Here is a 15,724-nt window from a genome sequence, read left to right on the forward strand (position 1 = left end):
CGCGATGTGGCGCAAATCGTGAGGGGACCAGGGGATAACGCTAGACCTGGCCGAGCAGGCCCTCGATGGGGCCGCGGGCGAAGTAGATCAGGAAGCCGGCCGCCACGATCCACAGCAGCGGGCTGATCTGCCGGCCCTTGCCCGCGAGCGAGCGGATGAGCACCCAGCTGATGAAGCCGACCCCGATGCCGTTCGCGATGGAGTACGTGAGCGGCATGACGATGATCGTCAGGAACACCGGCAGCACCACCGAGAACTCGCTGAAGTCGATGTGGCGGATCTGCACCACCATCAGCGCACCGACCACGACCAGGGCGGCCGCGGCCACCTCCAGCGGAACCACCTGCGTGAGCGGCGTGAAGAACATCGCGAGCAGGAACAGCAGGCCGGTGACCACGCTGGCGAAGCCCGTCTTGGCGCCCTCGCCGATGCCCGAGGCCGATTCCACGAAGACCGTGTTGGAGGAGGCGGACGTGCTACCACCGACGATGGCGCCGACGCCCTCGACGATCAGAGCCGACTGGAGGCGCGGGAACGTGCCGTCCTCGTTTGCGAGCTCGGCGCTGCGCGCCAGTCCCGTCATGGAGCCCATCGCGTCGAAGAAGTTGGTGAAGACGAGCGTGAAGATCAGCATCGTGGCCGCCAGCGCGCCGATCCGGCCGAAGGAGCCGAACAGGTCGACCTGCCCGACCAGGCTGAGGTCGGGAAGCGAGACCAGCGAGGTCGGCAGCTGCGGAACGGTGAGGTTCCAGCCGGCCGGGTTCTTGCCCATCGACGGGCCGACGTGCCAGATCGCCTCCGCGATGATCGCGAGCACGGTCGCTGCGACGATGCCGATCAGCAGGGCGCCCTTCACCTTGCGGGCCATGAGCACGCCCATGATGATCAGCGCGATCAGGAAGCTGATCGTCGGCAGCGTGGCGATGGAGCCGGCCTCGCCGAGCTGCACCGGCGGGGACGACAGGGTGGTCGTGCGGACGAACCCGCTGTCGACGAAGCCGATGAACGCGATGAACAGGCCGATGCCGACGGTGATCGCCGTCTTCAGCGGTGCGGGGACGGCGTTGAAGATGAGTTTGCGCAGACCCGTCGCCGACAGCAGAACGATGATGATCCCGTTGATGACGACGAGGCCCATCGCCTCCTGCCAGGTGAGGATCTTGACCACGTTGACGGCGAGGAAGGAGTTGATGCCGAGCCCGGCCGCGAACGCGAACGGCAGGCGCGCGACCAGTCCGAACAGGAGCGTCATGACTCCGGCGCTCAGAGCGGTCACCGCGGCCACCTGGCTGGTGCCGAGGGTGTGGCCCACCACATCCTTCGTCCCGCCCAGGATGAGCGGGTTCAGGATGACGATGTACGCCATGGTCACGAAGGTCAGCACGCCGCCGCGCACCTCGGTGCCCCAGGTCGTGCCGCGGGCGGTGATCTCGAAGAAGCGGTCGAGGCGCCCGGTGACTTTCGAGGGCGCGCTGGTCGGAGCGGAAATGATGGACTCCCGTAGGATCTTGTGGGCGGTGGCCCGGCGGGCATTCAGGTTTGTCGGGTAGTGCGCGAATGCGCAGCACAAGCCTATTCCGACTCGAGACCTGTGAAGGACACGCATGCCACTCCCCTGGACCCTGCACGGCGACGGCAAGGACGTCGGAGCGCACGAGATCGTGCTGCCCGCAGAGCGGCTCACCTGGCCGCGGACCATCGGCCTCGGCGCACAGCACGTGGTGGCGATGTTCGGTGCGACGTTCCTGGTGCCCCTGCTCACCGGCTTCCCGCCGGCCACGACCCTGCTGTTCTCAGGTGTGGGCACGCTCCTGTTCCTCGTCATCACCGGGAACCGGCTGCCGAGCTACCTCGGCTCGTCGTTCGCCTTCATCGTCCCGATCGTCGCGGCGACCAAGGCGCACGGGATGCCGTCGGCGCTGTTCGGGATCCTGATCACCGGCATCCTTCTGGCGATCGTGGGCATCATCGTCATCGGCACGGGGACGCGCTGGATCGACGGGCTGATGCCGCCGGTGGTCGCGGGAGCGATCGTCGCGCTGATCGGCTTCAACCTGGCGCCCGCCGCCGGGGCGAACTTCGCCAAAGCACCGGTGACGGCGCTCGTCACGCTCGCTGCGGTCATCCTGTGCACCGTGCTGTTCCGCGGGATGCTCGGGAGGCTGTCGATCTTCCTGGGCGTCGCCGTGGGGTACGTGTTCGCCGTCATCGTCGGTCAGGTCGACTTCAGCGGGGTCGTCAAAGCCGACTGGATCGGGTTCCCGCAGTTCACGCTTCCCGCCAATCCGTTCACCTCACCGGCGTCCACCTGGGGCATCCTGCCCGCCTTCCTTCCGGTCGTCCTGGTGCTGATCGCGGAGAACGTCGGCCACATCCGGGGCGTCGCGCAGCTCACCGAGCCGTCCGTGAACCGCCTCACCGGGCGTGCCCTGCTCGCCGATGGCGTGGCGACCACGGTCGCGGGCTTCTTCGGCGGCTCAGGGACGACGACGTACGGCGAGAACATCGGCGTCATGGCCGCGACGCGGGTCTACTCGACCGCGGCGTACTGGGTGGCCGGCATCGTCGCCATCCTGCTGGGGCTGTCGCCCAAGGTCGGTGCGGTGATCAACACCATCCCTGCCGGAGTGCTCGGCGGTGTGACGACGGCGCTCTACGGCCTGATCGGCATCATCGGTGTGAAGATCTGGCTCGACAACAAGGTCGACTTCTCCAAGCCGAAGAACCAGTTCACCGCCGCGACGGCACTCATCATCGGGATCGGCGACTTCACACTGAACCTGGGCCAGCTGACGTTCAACGGCATCGCCCTCGGCGCCATCGCCGCGATCGTCGTCTACCACGTCATGAACGCCATCTCGCGGGCGCGCGGCACCGACTGACGGGGCGCCGGCTCCGGCCGCCCGTTACCGGTGGAAGAACGGGATGATCAGGTACAGGCCGTAGAGGACGGCCAGGGCGCAGGCGGTGAAGCAGGCGTAGGCGCCGGTGAGCGCCCAGCGCATCCGGGCGGGCGTGAGCGGGTTCTTGCGCTGGGCCTTCTCGGCCTTGCGCTGCAGCTTGGCGGCCCTCTCGGGCGTGATGACCGTGATCGCGTCCGTGAACTCCACCGGTTCGACGAAGAGCGCGCGTCCGGCGACGGCGAGGAGGCGCGTCCCGAGCGCGTAGAACGCCACGACGAAGCACGCGCCGATGAGGGATGCGGCGAAGACCAGCACGAAGGCTGCCCAGTCGATCATGCCGACTCCTTCCGGGACGGGTCGCGCTTGAGCGGCTTGACCTTCCTGATCCGCACGGCCTTTCCTGACGCCGCGACTTCGCTCTTGCCTTGCAGCGGCACCGGCTTGACCGCGTTCTCGCTCGTGACGCGGTTGCGGCGGGCGCGCCAGAAGATGTAGGTCACCACGGCGACGCCGACGACGAGGTCGATGACGACGCCGATCGGCCCGAGGTCCGCGAGCAGCGCGGCACCGGCCCCGACGATGGCGGCGGACGGAAGGGTGAGCAGCCAGCCGATGCCGATCCGGCCCGCGGTCCCCCACCGGACGGACGAGCCGCGACGCCCGAGACCGGAGCCGATGACCGAACCGGAGGCGACCTGCGTCGTCGACAGCGCGAAGCCGAGGTGGCTGGAGGCCAGGATCGTCGCCGCGGTGCTCGTCTCCGCCGCGAAGCCCTGCGCCGGCTTGATCTCCGTGAGACCGCGGCCGAGCGTGCGGATGATGCGCCAGCCGCCGGAGTACGTCCCGATCGCGATGGCCAGGGCACACGCGATGACGACCCAGATCTCCGGTCCGGAGCCGAGCGGCTGGAGGCCCGCGGAGATCAGTGTGAGCGTGATGACGCCCATCGTCTTCTGGGCGTCGTTGGTGCCGTGCGAGAGGGCGACGAGCGAGGACGAGAAGATCTGCCCGTACCGGAACCCGCCGCGGCCGTCCGGCCGGCCGTCGTAGCGGCGCGTGATCCAGTACGCCAGCTTGGTCGCACTCCACGCGACGACGCCGGCGGTGAACGGCGCGATGATCGCCGGCAGGATGACCTTGTCGAGCACCACGACGAAGTCGACCGACTGGAGGCCCGCGCCGACGATGGCCGCACCGATCAGTCCGCCGAACAGCGCGTGACTGGACGAGGACGGCAGACCGTAGAGCCAGGTCACCATGTTCCAGACGATCGCGCCGACGAGGCCGGCGAAGATGAGCACCGGCGTGATCTGGACGCCACCCTCGCCTTCGCGGATGATGCCGCCCGAGATGGTCTTGGCGACCTCCGTCGACAGGAATGCGCCGATCAGGTTGAGCACCGCGGCGAGCGCCACGGCCACTTTGGGTCGCATGGCACCGGTGGCGATCGGAGTCGCCATCGCGTTCGCAGTGTCGTGGAAGCCGTTGGTGAAGTCGAAGAACAGCGCCAGCAGGATGACCAGCACGACGATGAGGGTGAGGTCCACCGTTCCCCTTCTTGCGATGACGCTGGCCGTGTCGGATGCCGTGTCCCCCGGCGAAATCGTTCACTGGGAGTTCGTGCACGGGACCTGGCGCTGTTAGGACGCCGTGACGATACTCACACGGCGTCCGCGCCGGGTCAAACTGATCCGAGCGGTCCGACCGAGGTGACCCGGATGACGGCGACGCCCTCGCGCGCCGAGTCCTCCAGGAGCACGTCCGCGGCGATCCCCCAGTCGTGGTCCCCTTCGGGGTCGGCGATGATCTGCCGCACCCTCCAGATCCCCTCGTCGCCGTCGGGCTTCTCGTCGACGATGATCATCGACGCCGCCCGTGCCGACGCGTCGGTGAGGATCTCGTCGTGCTGGGCGTAGTACCCCTCGAGGGCGGCATCCCACTGCGCCTCGGTGAAGGGAGCCGTCCCTCCGGCGAGCGCGGCGGCCTCGGTCTCCAGCACGCCGAGGTCGTGCACACGGTCGAGGGCGGCGAGCTGGACACGGCGGAACAGCTCGTTCCGTACCAGCACGAAGAAGGCACGCCGGTTCGTCGTGACGTTGCGCGGGGCGGGCGGGGCGAGCTCGGTGGACTCGGCCGCGTGACGGGCGGCATCCGGGTGCACCAGCTCCTCCCACTCGTCCAGGAGGCTGGAGTCGACCTGCCGGACCAGCTCCCCCAGCCACTCGATGATGTCGCGCAGGTCTTCGGTGCGGAGTTCGAGGGGCACCGTCTGGTTGAGCGCCCGGTAGGCGTCCGAGAGGTAGCGCAGCACGACGCCCTCGGAGCGGGCCAGCTTGTAGAAGGCGATGAACTCGCCGAAGGTCATGGCCCGCTCGTACAGGTCGCGCACGACCGACTTGGGCCGCAGCTCGAAGTCGGCCACCCAGGGCTGGCTCGACGCGTAGGTGGCGAAGGCCTCGTGCAGCAGCAGATCGTGGGGCTTCGGATGGGTGACCTCCTCGAGCGCCTCCATCCGCTCCTCGTACTCGATGCCATCCGCCTTCATCGCCGCGACGGCTTCCCCGCGCGCCTGGTACTGCTGCGAGGAGAGCACCGGCCGCGGGTCGTCCAGCGTCGCCTCCACGACCGAGACGATGTCGAGGGCGTAGACCGGCGACTCCGCGTCGAAGAGGTCGAAGGCGGCGAGCGCGAAGGGCGACAGCGGCTGGTTGAGGGCGAAGTTCGGCTGCAGGTCGACCGTCAGCCGGATCTGGACCTCGCCGCCGGTCCGGACGGCCTCGACGACGCCGGCGGTGAGGAGCGAGCGGTACAGCTCGATCGCCCGGCGCGCGAGGGCGAGCTGACGCTTCCACGGCTCGTGGTTGTCGAAGACGAGGTCCCGGACGTGGCCGTACACATCCCCGCCGCGGCCGATCACGTTGATGAGCATCGCGCTGGTGATCTGCATCGAGGAGGTCAGCGTCTCCGGCTCCGCCTCGATCAGCTTGCGGAAGGACGGCTCGCCCCACGAGACGAAGCCCTCCGGGGCCTTCTTCCGCACGATCTTGCGGCGCTTCTTCGGGTCGTCGCCCGCCTTCTCGATCGCCTTGATGTTCTCGGACTCGTGCTCGGGAGCTTGGGCGACCACGGTCCCGGCGGTGTCGTAGCCGGCGCGGCCCGCCCGGCCGGCGATCTGGTGGAACTCGCGGGCGTTCAGCTGCCGCATCCGGGTGCCGTCGAACTTGGTCAGGGCGGTGAGCAGCACCGTCCGGATGGGCACGTTGATGCCGACGCCCAGGGTGTCGGTGCCGCAGATGACGCGGAGCATCCCGCGCTGGGCGAGTTGCTCGACGAGCCGGCGGTACTTGGGCAGCATGCCCGCATGGTGCACACCGATGCCCTGCCGCAGCAGGCGCGACAGCGTCTTGCCGAAGCTGGTCGTGAACCGGAAGTCGCCGATCAGCTCGGCGATGGCGTCCCGCTGCTCCCGGGTGGCGATCTTCGCGCTGGAGAGCGACTGCGCGCGCTCGAGCGCCGCGAGCTGGGAGAAGTGCACGACGTAGATCGGCGACTGGCCGGTGTGCAGGAGGTCTTCGATCGTCTCGTGCACGGGCGTGAGCTCGTAGTAGTAGTGCAGCGGCACCGGCCGTTCGACACCGGTGACGGTCGCCGTCGGGCGTCCCGTGCGCCGCTCGAGGTCGTCGGCGAGCGACGTCACGTCGCCCAGGGTCGCCGACATCAGCACGAACTGGGTGTGCGGGAGGGTGAGAAGCGGCACCTGCCACGCCCAGCCGCGGTCGGGGTCGGCGTAGAAGTGGAACTCGTCCATGACGACCTGGCCCACCGGGGTCTCCTCCCCGTGCCGCAGCGCCAGGTTGGCGAGGATCTCCGCGGTGGCGCACATGATCGGGGCGTCGGCGTTGACCGACGAGTCGCCGGTCGTCATTCCGACGTTCTCCGCGCCGAAGATGTCGACCAGGGAGAAGAACTTCTCGGACACCAGCGCCTTGATCGGTGCGGTGTAATAGCTGCGCTGTCCGCGCGCGAGGGCGGCGAAGTGCGCGCCGACGGCGACGAGCGACTTGCCTGTCCCTGTGGGTGTGCTCAGGATGAGGTTGGCGCCGCCGACCACCTCGATCACGGACTCGTCCTGCGCCGGATACAGGTGGATGCCGCCGCCCTCGGCCCAGGCGACGAACGTGTCGTAGACGGCGTCCTCGGACACGGAGCCGGGTCCCGACCACCCCGGGATGTCCTGGACGCGCAGGGCGGGGAGGGGATTCGGGGTGTCGGACATGGTGCCTCCACCCTTTCACAGCCGGCGGTTCTAGGTTGGCCGCATGGCTGACTTCTGGCGGCCGGCGGGTGCCGGCATCGCGAGCGTGCTGGCGGGGGTCGGCGTCGCCGAGCTGGTGAGCGCCTTCGTCGTGCAGAACGGCAGCCCGATCCTGACGGTCGGCGCGCTGCTCATCGATCTCGCGCCCCCGTGGCTCAAGGAGGCCGTGATCGGGCTGTTCGGCACCGGGGACAAGGCGTTCCTCATCGTCTCCCTCGCGGTGGTCGTGGTCGTCGGCGCGGGTCTCGCCGGGTGGCTGGAGCGGCGCCGCCCGCCATTCGGCCGCATCCTGATCGGCCTCGGCGGTACGATCGGCGTCCTCGCGGCCCTCACACGGTCCGGCAACAGCATCGTCGACGCGATCCCGTCGGCCCTCGCCGCGGTCATCGCGATCCTGCTGCTCGGCTGGCTGATCGGGATGCTGCGCGACACCGAGCCGACGCGGGTGGCTCCGGCAGGGCGTGTCAGCCGTCGCCGTTTCCTCGGCGCCACCGCCGCGACGGCAGCAGGCGGCGCGATCGCCCTGGTCGTCGGGCAGGTCATCGCCGGCGGCTTCCGCGCCGCGTCGGCGGCTCGCGCGGCGATCAAACTCCCCGCCCCCGCCACGACGGCGCCGCCCATCCCCGCGGGAGCATCGTTCGACATCCCGGGGCTGTCCCCGATCGTCACGCCGAACGCCGACTTCTACCGGATCGACACCGCCCTGCAGATCCCCGGTATCCAGCCGCAGGACTGGCGGCTGCGGATCACGGGCATGGTAGAGCAGGAGATCGAGCTGACCTTCGCCCAGCTGCTGGCGCTCCCGCTCGAGGAGTCGACGACCACCCTGACCTGCGTCTCGAACCAAGTGGGCGGCGACCTCATCGGCAACGCGACCTGGCTCGGGTATCCGATCCGGCACCTGCTGGCGCGGGCGAAGCCGTCGTCGCGCGCCGACATGGTGCTCTCCACCAGCCAGGACGGCTGGACGGCCACCACGCCCCTCTCGGCGCTGACCGACGAGCGCAATGCGATTCTCGCGGTCGGGATGAACGGGCAGGCTCTTCCGCTCGAGCACGGGTACCCGGTGCGGATGGTCGTCCCCGGTCTCTACGGCTACGTCTCGGCCACGAAGTGGGTGGTGTCGCTGGAGGTCAGCCGTTTCGACGAGCACACGTCGTACTGGACCGATCGCGGCTGGTCCGAGCGCGGACCGATCAAGCTGTCGTCGCGCATCGACGTCCCTGCCGCCGGTCGCCAGGTGAAGGCGGGCACGGTCGCGGTCGCGGGTGTCGCCTGGTCGCAGCACACCGGAATCGGGGCCGTGCACGTGCGCGTCGACGACGGCCCCTGGCAGCAGGCGACCCTCGCCGACGCGATCTCGGCGGACACCTGGCGGCAGTGGCGGTTCGCCTGGGAGGCGACTCCCGGCGCGCACACCCTGCGCGTCCGCGCCACCGACGCCAAGGGCCTGGTGCAGACCTCGGTCGAGCGCGATGTCGTCCCGGACGGCGCGACCGGGCTGCACACCGTCCAGGTCACCGTGGTGTGACCGTGTCGCACCGTGTGATTGGCTGAGGATATGGCCCTCCCCCCGCTGGTCGAACCCGGCCCCGAACTCTCCCGCGAGCGCACCGCGCGCTACGCCCGCACGACGCAGCTGCCCGGCTTCGGGCCCGTTGCGCAGCGCCGGCTCCAGGCGGCCCGCGTGCTCGTGGTGGGCGCCGGCGGGCTCGGCTCCGCGGTCCTGCCGTTGCTGGCCTCCGCAGGCTTCGGCACGATCGGGATCGTCGACGACGATCGGGTGGAGCCGAGCAACCTGCCGCGGCAGAGCATCCACCCGCCGTCTGCCGTGGGCCTGCCCAAGGTGGAGTCCGCCGCCGCCGCGGTGCGGGCGCTCGACGACGAACTCGATGTGCGGCTGTTCCCCGAGCGACTCACCACGCAGAACGCCCAGGAAATCCTCTCGGGATTCGACCTCGTGCTCGACGGAAGCGATAACTTCCCGACCCGCTACCTGGTCGACGACGCGGCGACGCTGGCGGGCATCCCCGTGGTGTGGGGCGCGGTGCACCAGACTGGGGGCCAGGCGGGGCTCAGCTGGGCCGCGCAAGGACCGACCTACCGCGACCTGTTCCCTGTTCCGCCCGCACCGGGAAGCGTCGCGAGCTGCGCCGAGGCCGGTGCGCTGCCCTCGGTCTGCGGGGTGATCGGCGGCCTGATGGTGGGCGAGGCGCTGAAACTCGTCACCGGGACGGGCGAGCCGCTCCTCGGCCGTGTCGTCGTGCACGATGCCCTCCGCGGCTCGTTCCGCGAGCTCGGGTACGAACGCGATCCACACGCTGTCCCCGTCACCGGGCTGATCGACTACGACCTGTTCTGCGGCGTCAGCGACACCATGTCGCCCGCCGAACTCCACGCCCGGCTGATCGCCGGCGAGCCCCACACGCTCCTCGATGTGCGGGAACCGTGGGAGGCCGACATCGTCGAGCTCCCCGGATCGCTGCTGGTGCCGCTCGGCGTGGTGCAGAACGATCCGGCCGGGGTCGCCGCGCGGCTGCCCGCCGACCCGCTCGTCATCGTCTGCCATCACGGCATCCGTGCCGAGACCGCCCGGCGCCTGCTCGCGGAAGCCGGGCTCAGCGGCGTCGTGCTCGCCGGAGGGATCGACGCCTGGGCCCGGGATGTCGATCCCGCGATCGCGCGGTACTGACCGGGGCTGACCACCCGGCCCACATCGCGGGATACTGAACCCATGACACGCGACCCATCCGCGGCGCCCCGCAGCGTCGAAGACCACGCCGGGATCGTCGCACGGATGCTCGAGCCGCTCTCCGACGAGCCGGCGGCGGAGTCGGTGCCGCTGGACTCCGCGCTCGGACGGGTCACCGCGGCCGAAGTCCGGTCGGAGGTCGACCTCCCCCTGTTCCGCAACTCGCAGATGGACGGCTACGCCGTACGTTCGGCGGACATCCGCACCGTGCCGATCGCGCTGGAGGTGAGCGGCGACATCCCGGCCGGTCACACCACCCCTGTCTCTCTCATCCCGGGGACGGCGCTGCGCATCATGACGGGTGCCCCCGTGCCGACCGGCGCCGACGCGATCGTCCCGGTCGAGGACACGGAGCTGGTGCTCGGGCGCGACGACGACCTCGCCGGGGCCATCGTGGAGATCCGGCGACCTCGGCAGCGGGGCGAGTACGTGCGGGAGCGCGGCAGCGACGTCCGCCGCGGCGACATCCTGCTCGGCGCCGGAACGAGGTTGGCACCCCGCCATCTCGCGGCCCTGGCCGCCGCAGGCGTGGAGACGGTCAGCGTGCGCGCACGGCTGCGGGTCGGCATCCTGACCAGCGGGACCGAGCTCATCTCGACCGGCCGGCCCGGGTTCGGTCAGGTCTACGACGCGAACGGCATCGCCCTCGCGGCCCTGGTCGAGGAGGCCGGCGCCACGGTGTCCGTGCGCGCGAGCAGCGACGACGACCCCGAGGCGTTCGCGACGATCCTCGACGACGCCCTGGGTCGCAGCGACCTGATCATCACCTCGGGCGGCATCTCGAAGGGCGCGTACGAGGTCGTCCGCGAGGTGCTGCTCCCCCGCGGCGCCGACGTCACCACGGTGGCCATGCAGCCCGGCGGTCCCCAGGCCACCGCCGTCGTCGGCGGCGTTCCGGTGTTCGGGTTCCCGGGGAACCCCGTGAGCACCCAGGTCTCGTTCGTCGTGTTCCTGCGCGCACCACTGCGTGCTGCCGCTGGCCTGCCGCCCGTCCCCACGCACGAGGTCGCACTGACGCGGGCGATCACCTCCGTCCGCGGGCGCCGGCAGTTCCTGCGGGGGCTGCTGGACGGCGCGGGCGGCGTCGCACCGATCTCCGGGCCCTCGTCGCATCTGGTGGCGGGGATGGCCCGGGCCGACGTGCTCATCGACGTCCCGGCGGACGCGGAGGCGCTCGATGCGGGCGCGACCGTGACAGTCTGGACCCTATGACGCAGCTCACCCACCTCGACGCCGACGGGCGCGCCCGAATGGTCGACGTCGGCGGCAAGCCCGAGACCGACCGGGAGGCCGTCGCGCGGGGCCGGTTCGTGACCACCCCCGACGTCGTGCGGCTCGTCGCCGCGGACGACCTCCCGAAGGCCGACGTGCTCGCGACAGCGCGCATCGCCGGGATCGGCGGCGCGAAGCGGACCAGCGAGCTCATCCCGCTGTGCCACCCGCTCCCGCTCGACAACGTCCGCGTCGATTTCACGCTCGACGCCGACGCCGGGACCATCGGGATCGAGGTCGTCGCACGGACGCATGGGCGCACGGGCGTCGAGATGGAGGCGCTGACGGCGGTGGCCGTCGCCGGTCTCACCCTGCACGATATGGTGAAGGCGGTGGACCCGGCCGCGACGCTGACCGACGTGCAGCTCGTCGCCAAGAGCGGTGGGAAGCGCGGAGAGTGGCGGCGGGATGCGGCGGATGCGACGGCGGCGGAAGCGCGGGCCGACGAGGCACCGGCCGGTACGGCACCGGCCGAGCCCGCCGGCACCCCGGCGATCGTGCTCGTCGCCTCGACGCGCGCAGCATCCGGCGTCTACGAGGACACCACGGGTCCCGTCATCGCCGAGTGGCTGGCCGAGCGGAGGCTGCCCGCCGACGTGCGTGTCGTCGCCGATGCTGACGTGGATGCGGCCATGCGCGAGGCCGTCGCCGCGCATCCACTCGTCCTCATCACGACGGGCGGCACCGGCGTCTCCCCCACCGACCGCACCCCCGAGGCGACCGCTGCCGTGCTCGACCGGCAGCTGCCCGGCGTCGCCGAGGCCCTCCGCGCCCGCGGTGCCGCCGCGACCCCGCTCGCCGCGCTCAGCCGCGGCATCGTCGGCGTCTCCGGACCCACCCTCGTCGTCAACCTGCCCGGCTCGCGTGGCGGCGTCGTCGACGGGCTCGAGGTGCTGGACGATCTGCTCCCGCATCTGCTCGACCAGCTGCGCGGAGGGGATCACTCGTGAGCCACATCCTCGCGACCGTCACCGGGGATCCGCTGGATCCGTCGACCGTCGACGAGTTCGTCTGGCGCGCTGACGCGGGGGCTGTCGTGTCGTTCCAGGGGATCGTCCGCGACCACGACGGCGGCCGGACCGTCGTCTCGCTGGATTACCGCGCCCATCCCGAGGCCGAGACCTTCTTGCGCGAGTGCTGCGAGGAGGTGGCGCGCACCACCGGACTGCGCGTCGCGGCGCAGCACCGCGTCGGCTCGCTCACCATCGGCGACCTCGCCCTGATCGCCGCCGTTGCCGCTCCGCATCGCGCCGAGGCGTTCGCCGCCTGTTCCGAACTCGTCGAGATCATCAAGGCGAGGGTGCCGATCTGGAAGCGGCAGCATTTCGACGACGGTGCGTCGGAGTGGGTCGGCCTGTAGCAATTCTCCATCCGCATCCGCGGCCCTACGATGGGAAGCATGCCGCAGATACGGGTCAAGGATGCCGCGCTCTACCTCGGGGTGAGTGACGACACCGTCCGCCGCTGGATCGACGCCGGCGTCCTCACCAGCGAACGCGACGGGTCCGGACGCACGGTGGTCGACGGCTTGGAGCTCGCCCGTCTCGCCAAAGACAACGCCGTGCTCCCCGCGGATCCCACGGAGACTCCGGGCTCCGCCCGCAACCGTTTCGTCGGGCTCGTCACCGAGATCGTCTCCGACCGTGTCATGGCGCAGGTGGAGCTGCAGTGCGGCCCGCACCGCGTGGTCTCGCTGATCAGCAGCGAAGCGGTGCGCGAACTGGGCCTGGAACCCGGCTCCGTCGCGGTGGCCGTCGTCAAAGCGACCAACGTGATGGTCGAAGCGCCGGCGGTGAACCGATGAGGACGCGCGCGATCCTCACCGCCGGAGCCGCCCTTCTCCTGGCGACCGCCGGACTCGTCGGCTGCAGCTCGGGAGTCCCCGCCTCCGCACCCAGCCCGAGCGCTGCCTCCACCCCCGCCGTGAGCGGAACGGTGACCGTCTTCGCGGCGGCCTCCCTGACCAGGTCGTTCACCGAGCTCGGCTCGCGCTTCGAGGCAGCGCATCCCGGAACCCACGTCACGTTCTCCTTCGCCGGCTCCTCGGACCTCGTCTCGCAGCTGACCGCGGGCGCACCGGCGGACGTGTTCGCCTCGGCGGACCAGGCGAACATGGCCAAGGCGGTCGCGGCGAAGGTCATCGACGGAAAGCCCGTGGATTTCGCCACGAACGTTCTCGCGATCGCGGTGCCACCGGGCAACCCGGCCCACGTGAAAAGCTTCGCCGATCTCGCCTCGCCGTCGATCAAGACGGTGGTCTGCGCGCCGCAAGTGCCGTGCGGGGCCGCCACCGCCGCCGTCGAGAAGTCCGCGGGCGTCACCCTGAAACCGGTGAGCCAGGAGTCGTCGGTCACCGACGTGCTCGGCACGGTGCGCTCCGGCGAGGCGGATGCGGGAATCGTCTACCGGACGGACGTAAAGGGTGCCGGGTCGGCAGTGGACTCGATCCCGTTCCCGGAGGCGGCCGGAACGGTCAACGTGTACCCGATCGCGACGGTGGCGAACGCCCCCGACCCCCGGGGAGCAGCGGCCTTCGTCGCGTTCGTGAACGGTCCGGAGGGCCGCGCAGCTCTGGCAGCGGCCGGCTTCGGGGCGCCGTGAGCCCGGTGAGCCCCGCTGCGCCGACTGCGCCGACCGCTCCGCCGCGCCTGCCACGCCTGGGAGTCCCACGGTGGATCGTCGCGGTCGCCGCCGTCGGCGCGCTGTTCGTGCTGCTGCCGCTGGTCGCCATGGCCGTCCGGGTCGACTGGGCCGACTTCATCCCGCTCATCACGTCGCCGTCCTCGGTGGATGCGCTCCTCCTGAGCCTGCGCACCTCGCTGATCGCGACCGCGGCCTGTCTCGTGCTGGGCATCCCGATGGGCATCGTGCTGGCCCGGGTGCCATTCGCCGGACAGCGCGTCGTGCGGGCCGTCGTCCTGCTCCCGCTGGTGCTGCCGCCGGTCGTCGGCGGCCTCGCTCTGCTCGCGCTGTACGGCCGGCGCGGGTTGCTCGGCGGCGCGCTCGACATCGCCTTCTCGACACCGGCCGTCGTGATCGCGCAGACCTTCGTCGCGCTGCCCTTCCTGGTGCTCAGTCTGGAGGGCGCTCTCCGTTCCTCCGGCGAGCGCTACGAGGCGGTGGCGGCGACGTTGGGCGCTGGGCCGTCCGCCGTCCTGTTCCGCGTGACACTGCCGCTGGTGCTTCCTGCGATCGTGTCCGGTGCCGTCCTCTCGTTCGCCCGCGCGCTGGGCGAGTTCGGCGCGACCCTGACGTTCGCGGGGAGTCTGCAGGGCGTCACCCGGACCCTCCCTCTCGAGATCTACCTCCAGCGCGAGACGGACCCCGATGCCGCCATCGCCCTGTCCCTGGTGCTGGTCGCAGTCGCGATCGCGGTCGTCGCCGTGGCGCACGGTGCAGGCGAGCGCGCGCAGCCCTGGCGGGTGCGCGGCCGGGCGGCAGCGGAGACGTCGGCGTGAGCTTACGCATCGCCGCGTCCGCCGCGGCCCGCGGGGTCGCCGTCGACCTCGGCGTCGCGGACGGCGAGACCCTGGCGCTGCTCGGACCGAACGGCGCGGGCAAGTCCACTGTGCTCGGGATGCTCTCGGGCCTCGTGCGCCCGGACCGCGGCCGCGCCACCCTCGGCGACGACGTCCTGTTCGACCTCCCCGGCACGTGGACTCCTCCCCACCGGCGCGGTGTGGCCCTCCTAGCGCAGGACGCGCTGCTGTTCCCGCACCTCACGGCCCGGAGCAACGTCGCCTTCGGCCCCCGTGCGACCGGCGCGACCCGTGCCGACGCCGACGAACGGGCCGACGAGTGGATGCGGCGCACCGGCACCAGCGCGTTCGCCGGACGCAGACCCTCCGAGCTGTCCGGAGGCCAGGCGCAGCGCGTGGCCATCGCCCGCGCCCTCGCAGCCGAGCCGAGCCTCCTGCTGCTCGACGAGCCGCTCTCCGCACTCGACGTGGCGGTCGCGGCCGAATTGCGCGGCGTGCTCGCCGACGTGCTGGTCGGACGCACGACAGTTGTCGTCACCCACGATGCTCTGGACGCGTACCTCCTCGCCGACCGCGTTGCCGTCATGCACGACGGCCGAGTGGTCGAGGAGGGCCCGACGCGCCAGGTACTGGAACGGCCGACGCATCCCTTCACCGCGGAGCTGTCGGGGCTGACGCTGCTGACCGGGGTTCGCACCGAGGACGGGCTGCGCACCGCGGGTGGGATGCTGCTGCGCGGCGACACCCTCTCCCGCGTGGCGAACGGCCGGCCGGTTCTCGCGGCGGTGCGTCCCTCCGCCGTGCGCCTGCTGGCGCCGGGCGCAGGCTCCGTCGCCGCGACCGTCACCTCGCTCGAACCGCAGGCCGACCTCGTCCGCGTGCGGACCGACCGCCTCGACGCGCTCGTGCCGCCCGCGGTGCTCGCCGACCTCCGCCTGCGTGTCGGCGACCCGGTCGGCCTCGACATCCCCGCGGACGCCGTCTCCATCTACCCCGCCTGACC

General features: G+C 71.1%; 14 protein-coding genes. 10 read left to right on the top strand and 4 right to left on the bottom strand.

Annotated features, from left to right (window positions below):
• Window positions 1-40: 40 nt before the first annotated feature.
• Window positions 41-1,492 carry an NCS2 family permease gene (locus tag P3F85_RS10030; RefSeq protein ID WP_374010913.1) on the bottom strand — a complete coding sequence of 484 codons (1,452 nt, stop codon included), beginning with the start codon at window positions 1,490-1,492 and terminating at the stop codon, window positions 41-43.
• Window positions 1,493-1,604: 112 nt separating this feature from the next.
• Between P3F85_RS10030 and P3F85_RS10035 the strand changes: the two genes are divergently transcribed.
• Window positions 1,605-2,882 (top strand): uracil-xanthine permease family protein, encoded by a 1,278-nt coding sequence (locus P3F85_RS10035; RefSeq protein WP_374007163.1) that lies wholly within the window; start codon window positions 1,605-1,607, stop codon window positions 2,880-2,882.
• 24 nt (window positions 2,883-2,906) lie between these two features.
• On the opposite strand, the gene P3F85_RS10040 is transcribed toward P3F85_RS10035, so the two are convergent.
• The 3 genes from P3F85_RS10040 to P3F85_RS10050 form a co-directional block, all read right to left on the bottom strand.
• Complete coding sequence (locus P3F85_RS10040) at window positions 2,907-3,239, bottom strand: peptidase (RefSeq protein ID WP_374007165.1); 333 nt, start codon at window positions 3,237-3,239, stop codon at window positions 2,907-2,909.
• Window positions 3,236-4,450: an anion permease gene (locus P3F85_RS10045; protein WP_374007167.1), complete on the bottom strand. Its 1,215-nt coding sequence runs from the start codon at window positions 4,448-4,450 to the stop codon at window positions 3,236-3,238. The genes P3F85_RS10040 and P3F85_RS10045 overlap by 4 nt, the downstream gene beginning before the upstream one ends.
• Window positions 4,451-4,584: 134 nt before the next feature.
• On the bottom strand, window positions 4,585-7,179 hold the full coding sequence (locus tag P3F85_RS10050) for a DEAD/DEAH box helicase (protein WP_374007169.1): 2,595 nt from the start codon (window positions 7,177-7,179) through the stop codon (window positions 4,585-4,587).
• A gap of 43 nt (window positions 7,180-7,222) precedes the next feature.
• Here P3F85_RS10050 and P3F85_RS10055 point away from each other — a divergent pair, with 43 nt between their 5' ends.
• Genes P3F85_RS10055 through P3F85_RS10095 form a run of 9 tightly spaced genes read left to right on the top strand, consistent with a single transcriptional unit; the run spans window position 7,223 to window position 15,722 of the window.
• Entirely contained in the window at window positions 7,223-8,749 is a 1,527-nt protein-coding gene (locus tag P3F85_RS10055) for a molybdopterin-dependent oxidoreductase (protein ID WP_374007170.1), read from the top strand.
• 30 nt (window positions 8,750-8,779) lie between these two features.
• Window positions 8,780-9,910, top strand: coding sequence for a ThiF family adenylyltransferase (locus tag P3F85_RS10060; RefSeq protein ID WP_374007172.1), 1,131 nt, complete (start codon window positions 8,780-8,782; stop codon window positions 9,908-9,910).
• Window positions 9,911-9,952: 42 nt separating this feature from the next.
• Window positions 9,953-11,182 carry a gephyrin-like molybdotransferase Glp gene (gene glp, locus P3F85_RS10065; RefSeq protein ID WP_374007173.1) on the top strand — a complete coding sequence of 410 codons (1,230 nt, stop codon included), beginning with the start codon at window positions 9,953-9,955 and terminating at the stop codon, window positions 11,180-11,182.
• Window positions 11,179-12,192 (top strand): bifunctional molybdenum cofactor biosynthesis protein MoaC/MoaB, encoded by a 1,014-nt coding sequence (gene moaCB / locus P3F85_RS10070; protein WP_374007175.1) that lies wholly within the window; start codon window positions 11,179-11,181, stop codon window positions 12,190-12,192. Before glp ends, moaCB begins: the two co-directional genes overlap by 4 nt.
• Window positions 12,189-12,602 (top strand): molybdenum cofactor biosynthesis protein MoaE, encoded by a 414-nt coding sequence (locus P3F85_RS10075; protein WP_374007177.1) that lies wholly within the window; start codon window positions 12,189-12,191, stop codon window positions 12,600-12,602. Before moaCB ends, P3F85_RS10075 begins: the two co-directional genes overlap by 4 nt.
• Window positions 12,603-12,641: 39 nt before the next feature.
• Window positions 12,642-13,046, top strand: a complete 405-nt coding sequence (locus tag P3F85_RS10080) for a molybdopterin-binding protein (RefSeq protein ID WP_374007178.1) — start codon at window positions 12,642-12,644, stop codon at window positions 13,044-13,046.
• Window positions 13,043-13,843 (top strand): molybdate ABC transporter substrate-binding protein, encoded by an 801-nt coding sequence (modA, locus tag P3F85_RS10085; RefSeq protein ID WP_374007180.1) that lies wholly within the window; start codon window positions 13,043-13,045, stop codon window positions 13,841-13,843. Before P3F85_RS10080 ends, modA begins: the two co-directional genes overlap by 4 nt.
• Window positions 13,844-13,848: 5 nt before the next feature.
• Window positions 13,849-14,700 carry an ABC transporter permease gene (locus tag P3F85_RS10090; RefSeq protein ID WP_374010914.1) on the top strand — a complete coding sequence of 284 codons (852 nt, stop codon included), beginning with the start codon at window positions 13,849-13,851 and terminating at the stop codon, window positions 14,698-14,700.
• Window positions 14,697-15,722, top strand: a complete 1,026-nt coding sequence (locus P3F85_RS10095) for a sulfate/molybdate ABC transporter ATP-binding protein (protein WP_374007181.1) — start codon at window positions 14,697-14,699, stop codon at window positions 15,720-15,722. The genes P3F85_RS10090 and P3F85_RS10095 overlap by 4 nt, the downstream gene beginning before the upstream one ends.
• The last annotated feature ends 2 nt before the right edge of the window (window positions 15,723-15,724 follow it).

The organism is Leifsonia sp. T36S-04 (genome assembly GCF_042465655.1).
Lineage (GTDB): Bacteria > Actinomycetota > Actinomycetes > Actinomycetales > Microbacteriaceae > Leifsonia.

Excerpts from the sequence above, each read along its gene's own strand:
- P3F85_RS10035 (WP_374007163.1), top strand. The coding sequence starts at position 1,605 with ATGCCACTCCCCTGGACCCTGCACGGCGACGGCAAGGACGTCGGAGCG.
- P3F85_RS10040 (WP_374007165.1), bottom strand. The coding sequence starts at position 3,239 with ATGATCGACTGGGCAGCCTTCGTGCTGGTCTTCGCCGCATCCCTCATC.
- P3F85_RS10050 (WP_374007169.1), bottom strand. The coding sequence starts at position 7,179 with ATGTCCGACACCCCGAATCCCCTCCCCGCCCTGCGCGTCCAGGACATC.
- P3F85_RS10055 (WP_374007170.1), top strand. The coding sequence starts at position 7,223 with ATGGCTGACTTCTGGCGGCCGGCGGGTGCCGGCATCGCGAGCGTGCTG.
- P3F85_RS10060 (WP_374007172.1), top strand. The coding sequence starts at position 8,780 with ATGGCCCTCCCCCCGCTGGTCGAACCCGGCCCCGAACTCTCCCGCGAG.
- glp (WP_374007173.1), top strand. The coding sequence starts at position 9,953 with ATGACACGCGACCCATCCGCGGCGCCCCGCAGCGTCGAAGACCACGCC.
- moaCB (WP_374007175.1), top strand. The coding sequence starts at position 11,179 with ATGACGCAGCTCACCCACCTCGACGCCGACGGGCGCGCCCGAATGGTC.
- P3F85_RS10080 (WP_374007178.1), top strand. The coding sequence starts at position 12,642 with ATGCCGCAGATACGGGTCAAGGATGCCGCGCTCTACCTCGGGGTGAGT.
- modA (WP_374007180.1), top strand. The coding sequence starts at position 13,043 with ATGAGGACGCGCGCGATCCTCACCGCCGGAGCCGCCCTTCTCCTGGCG.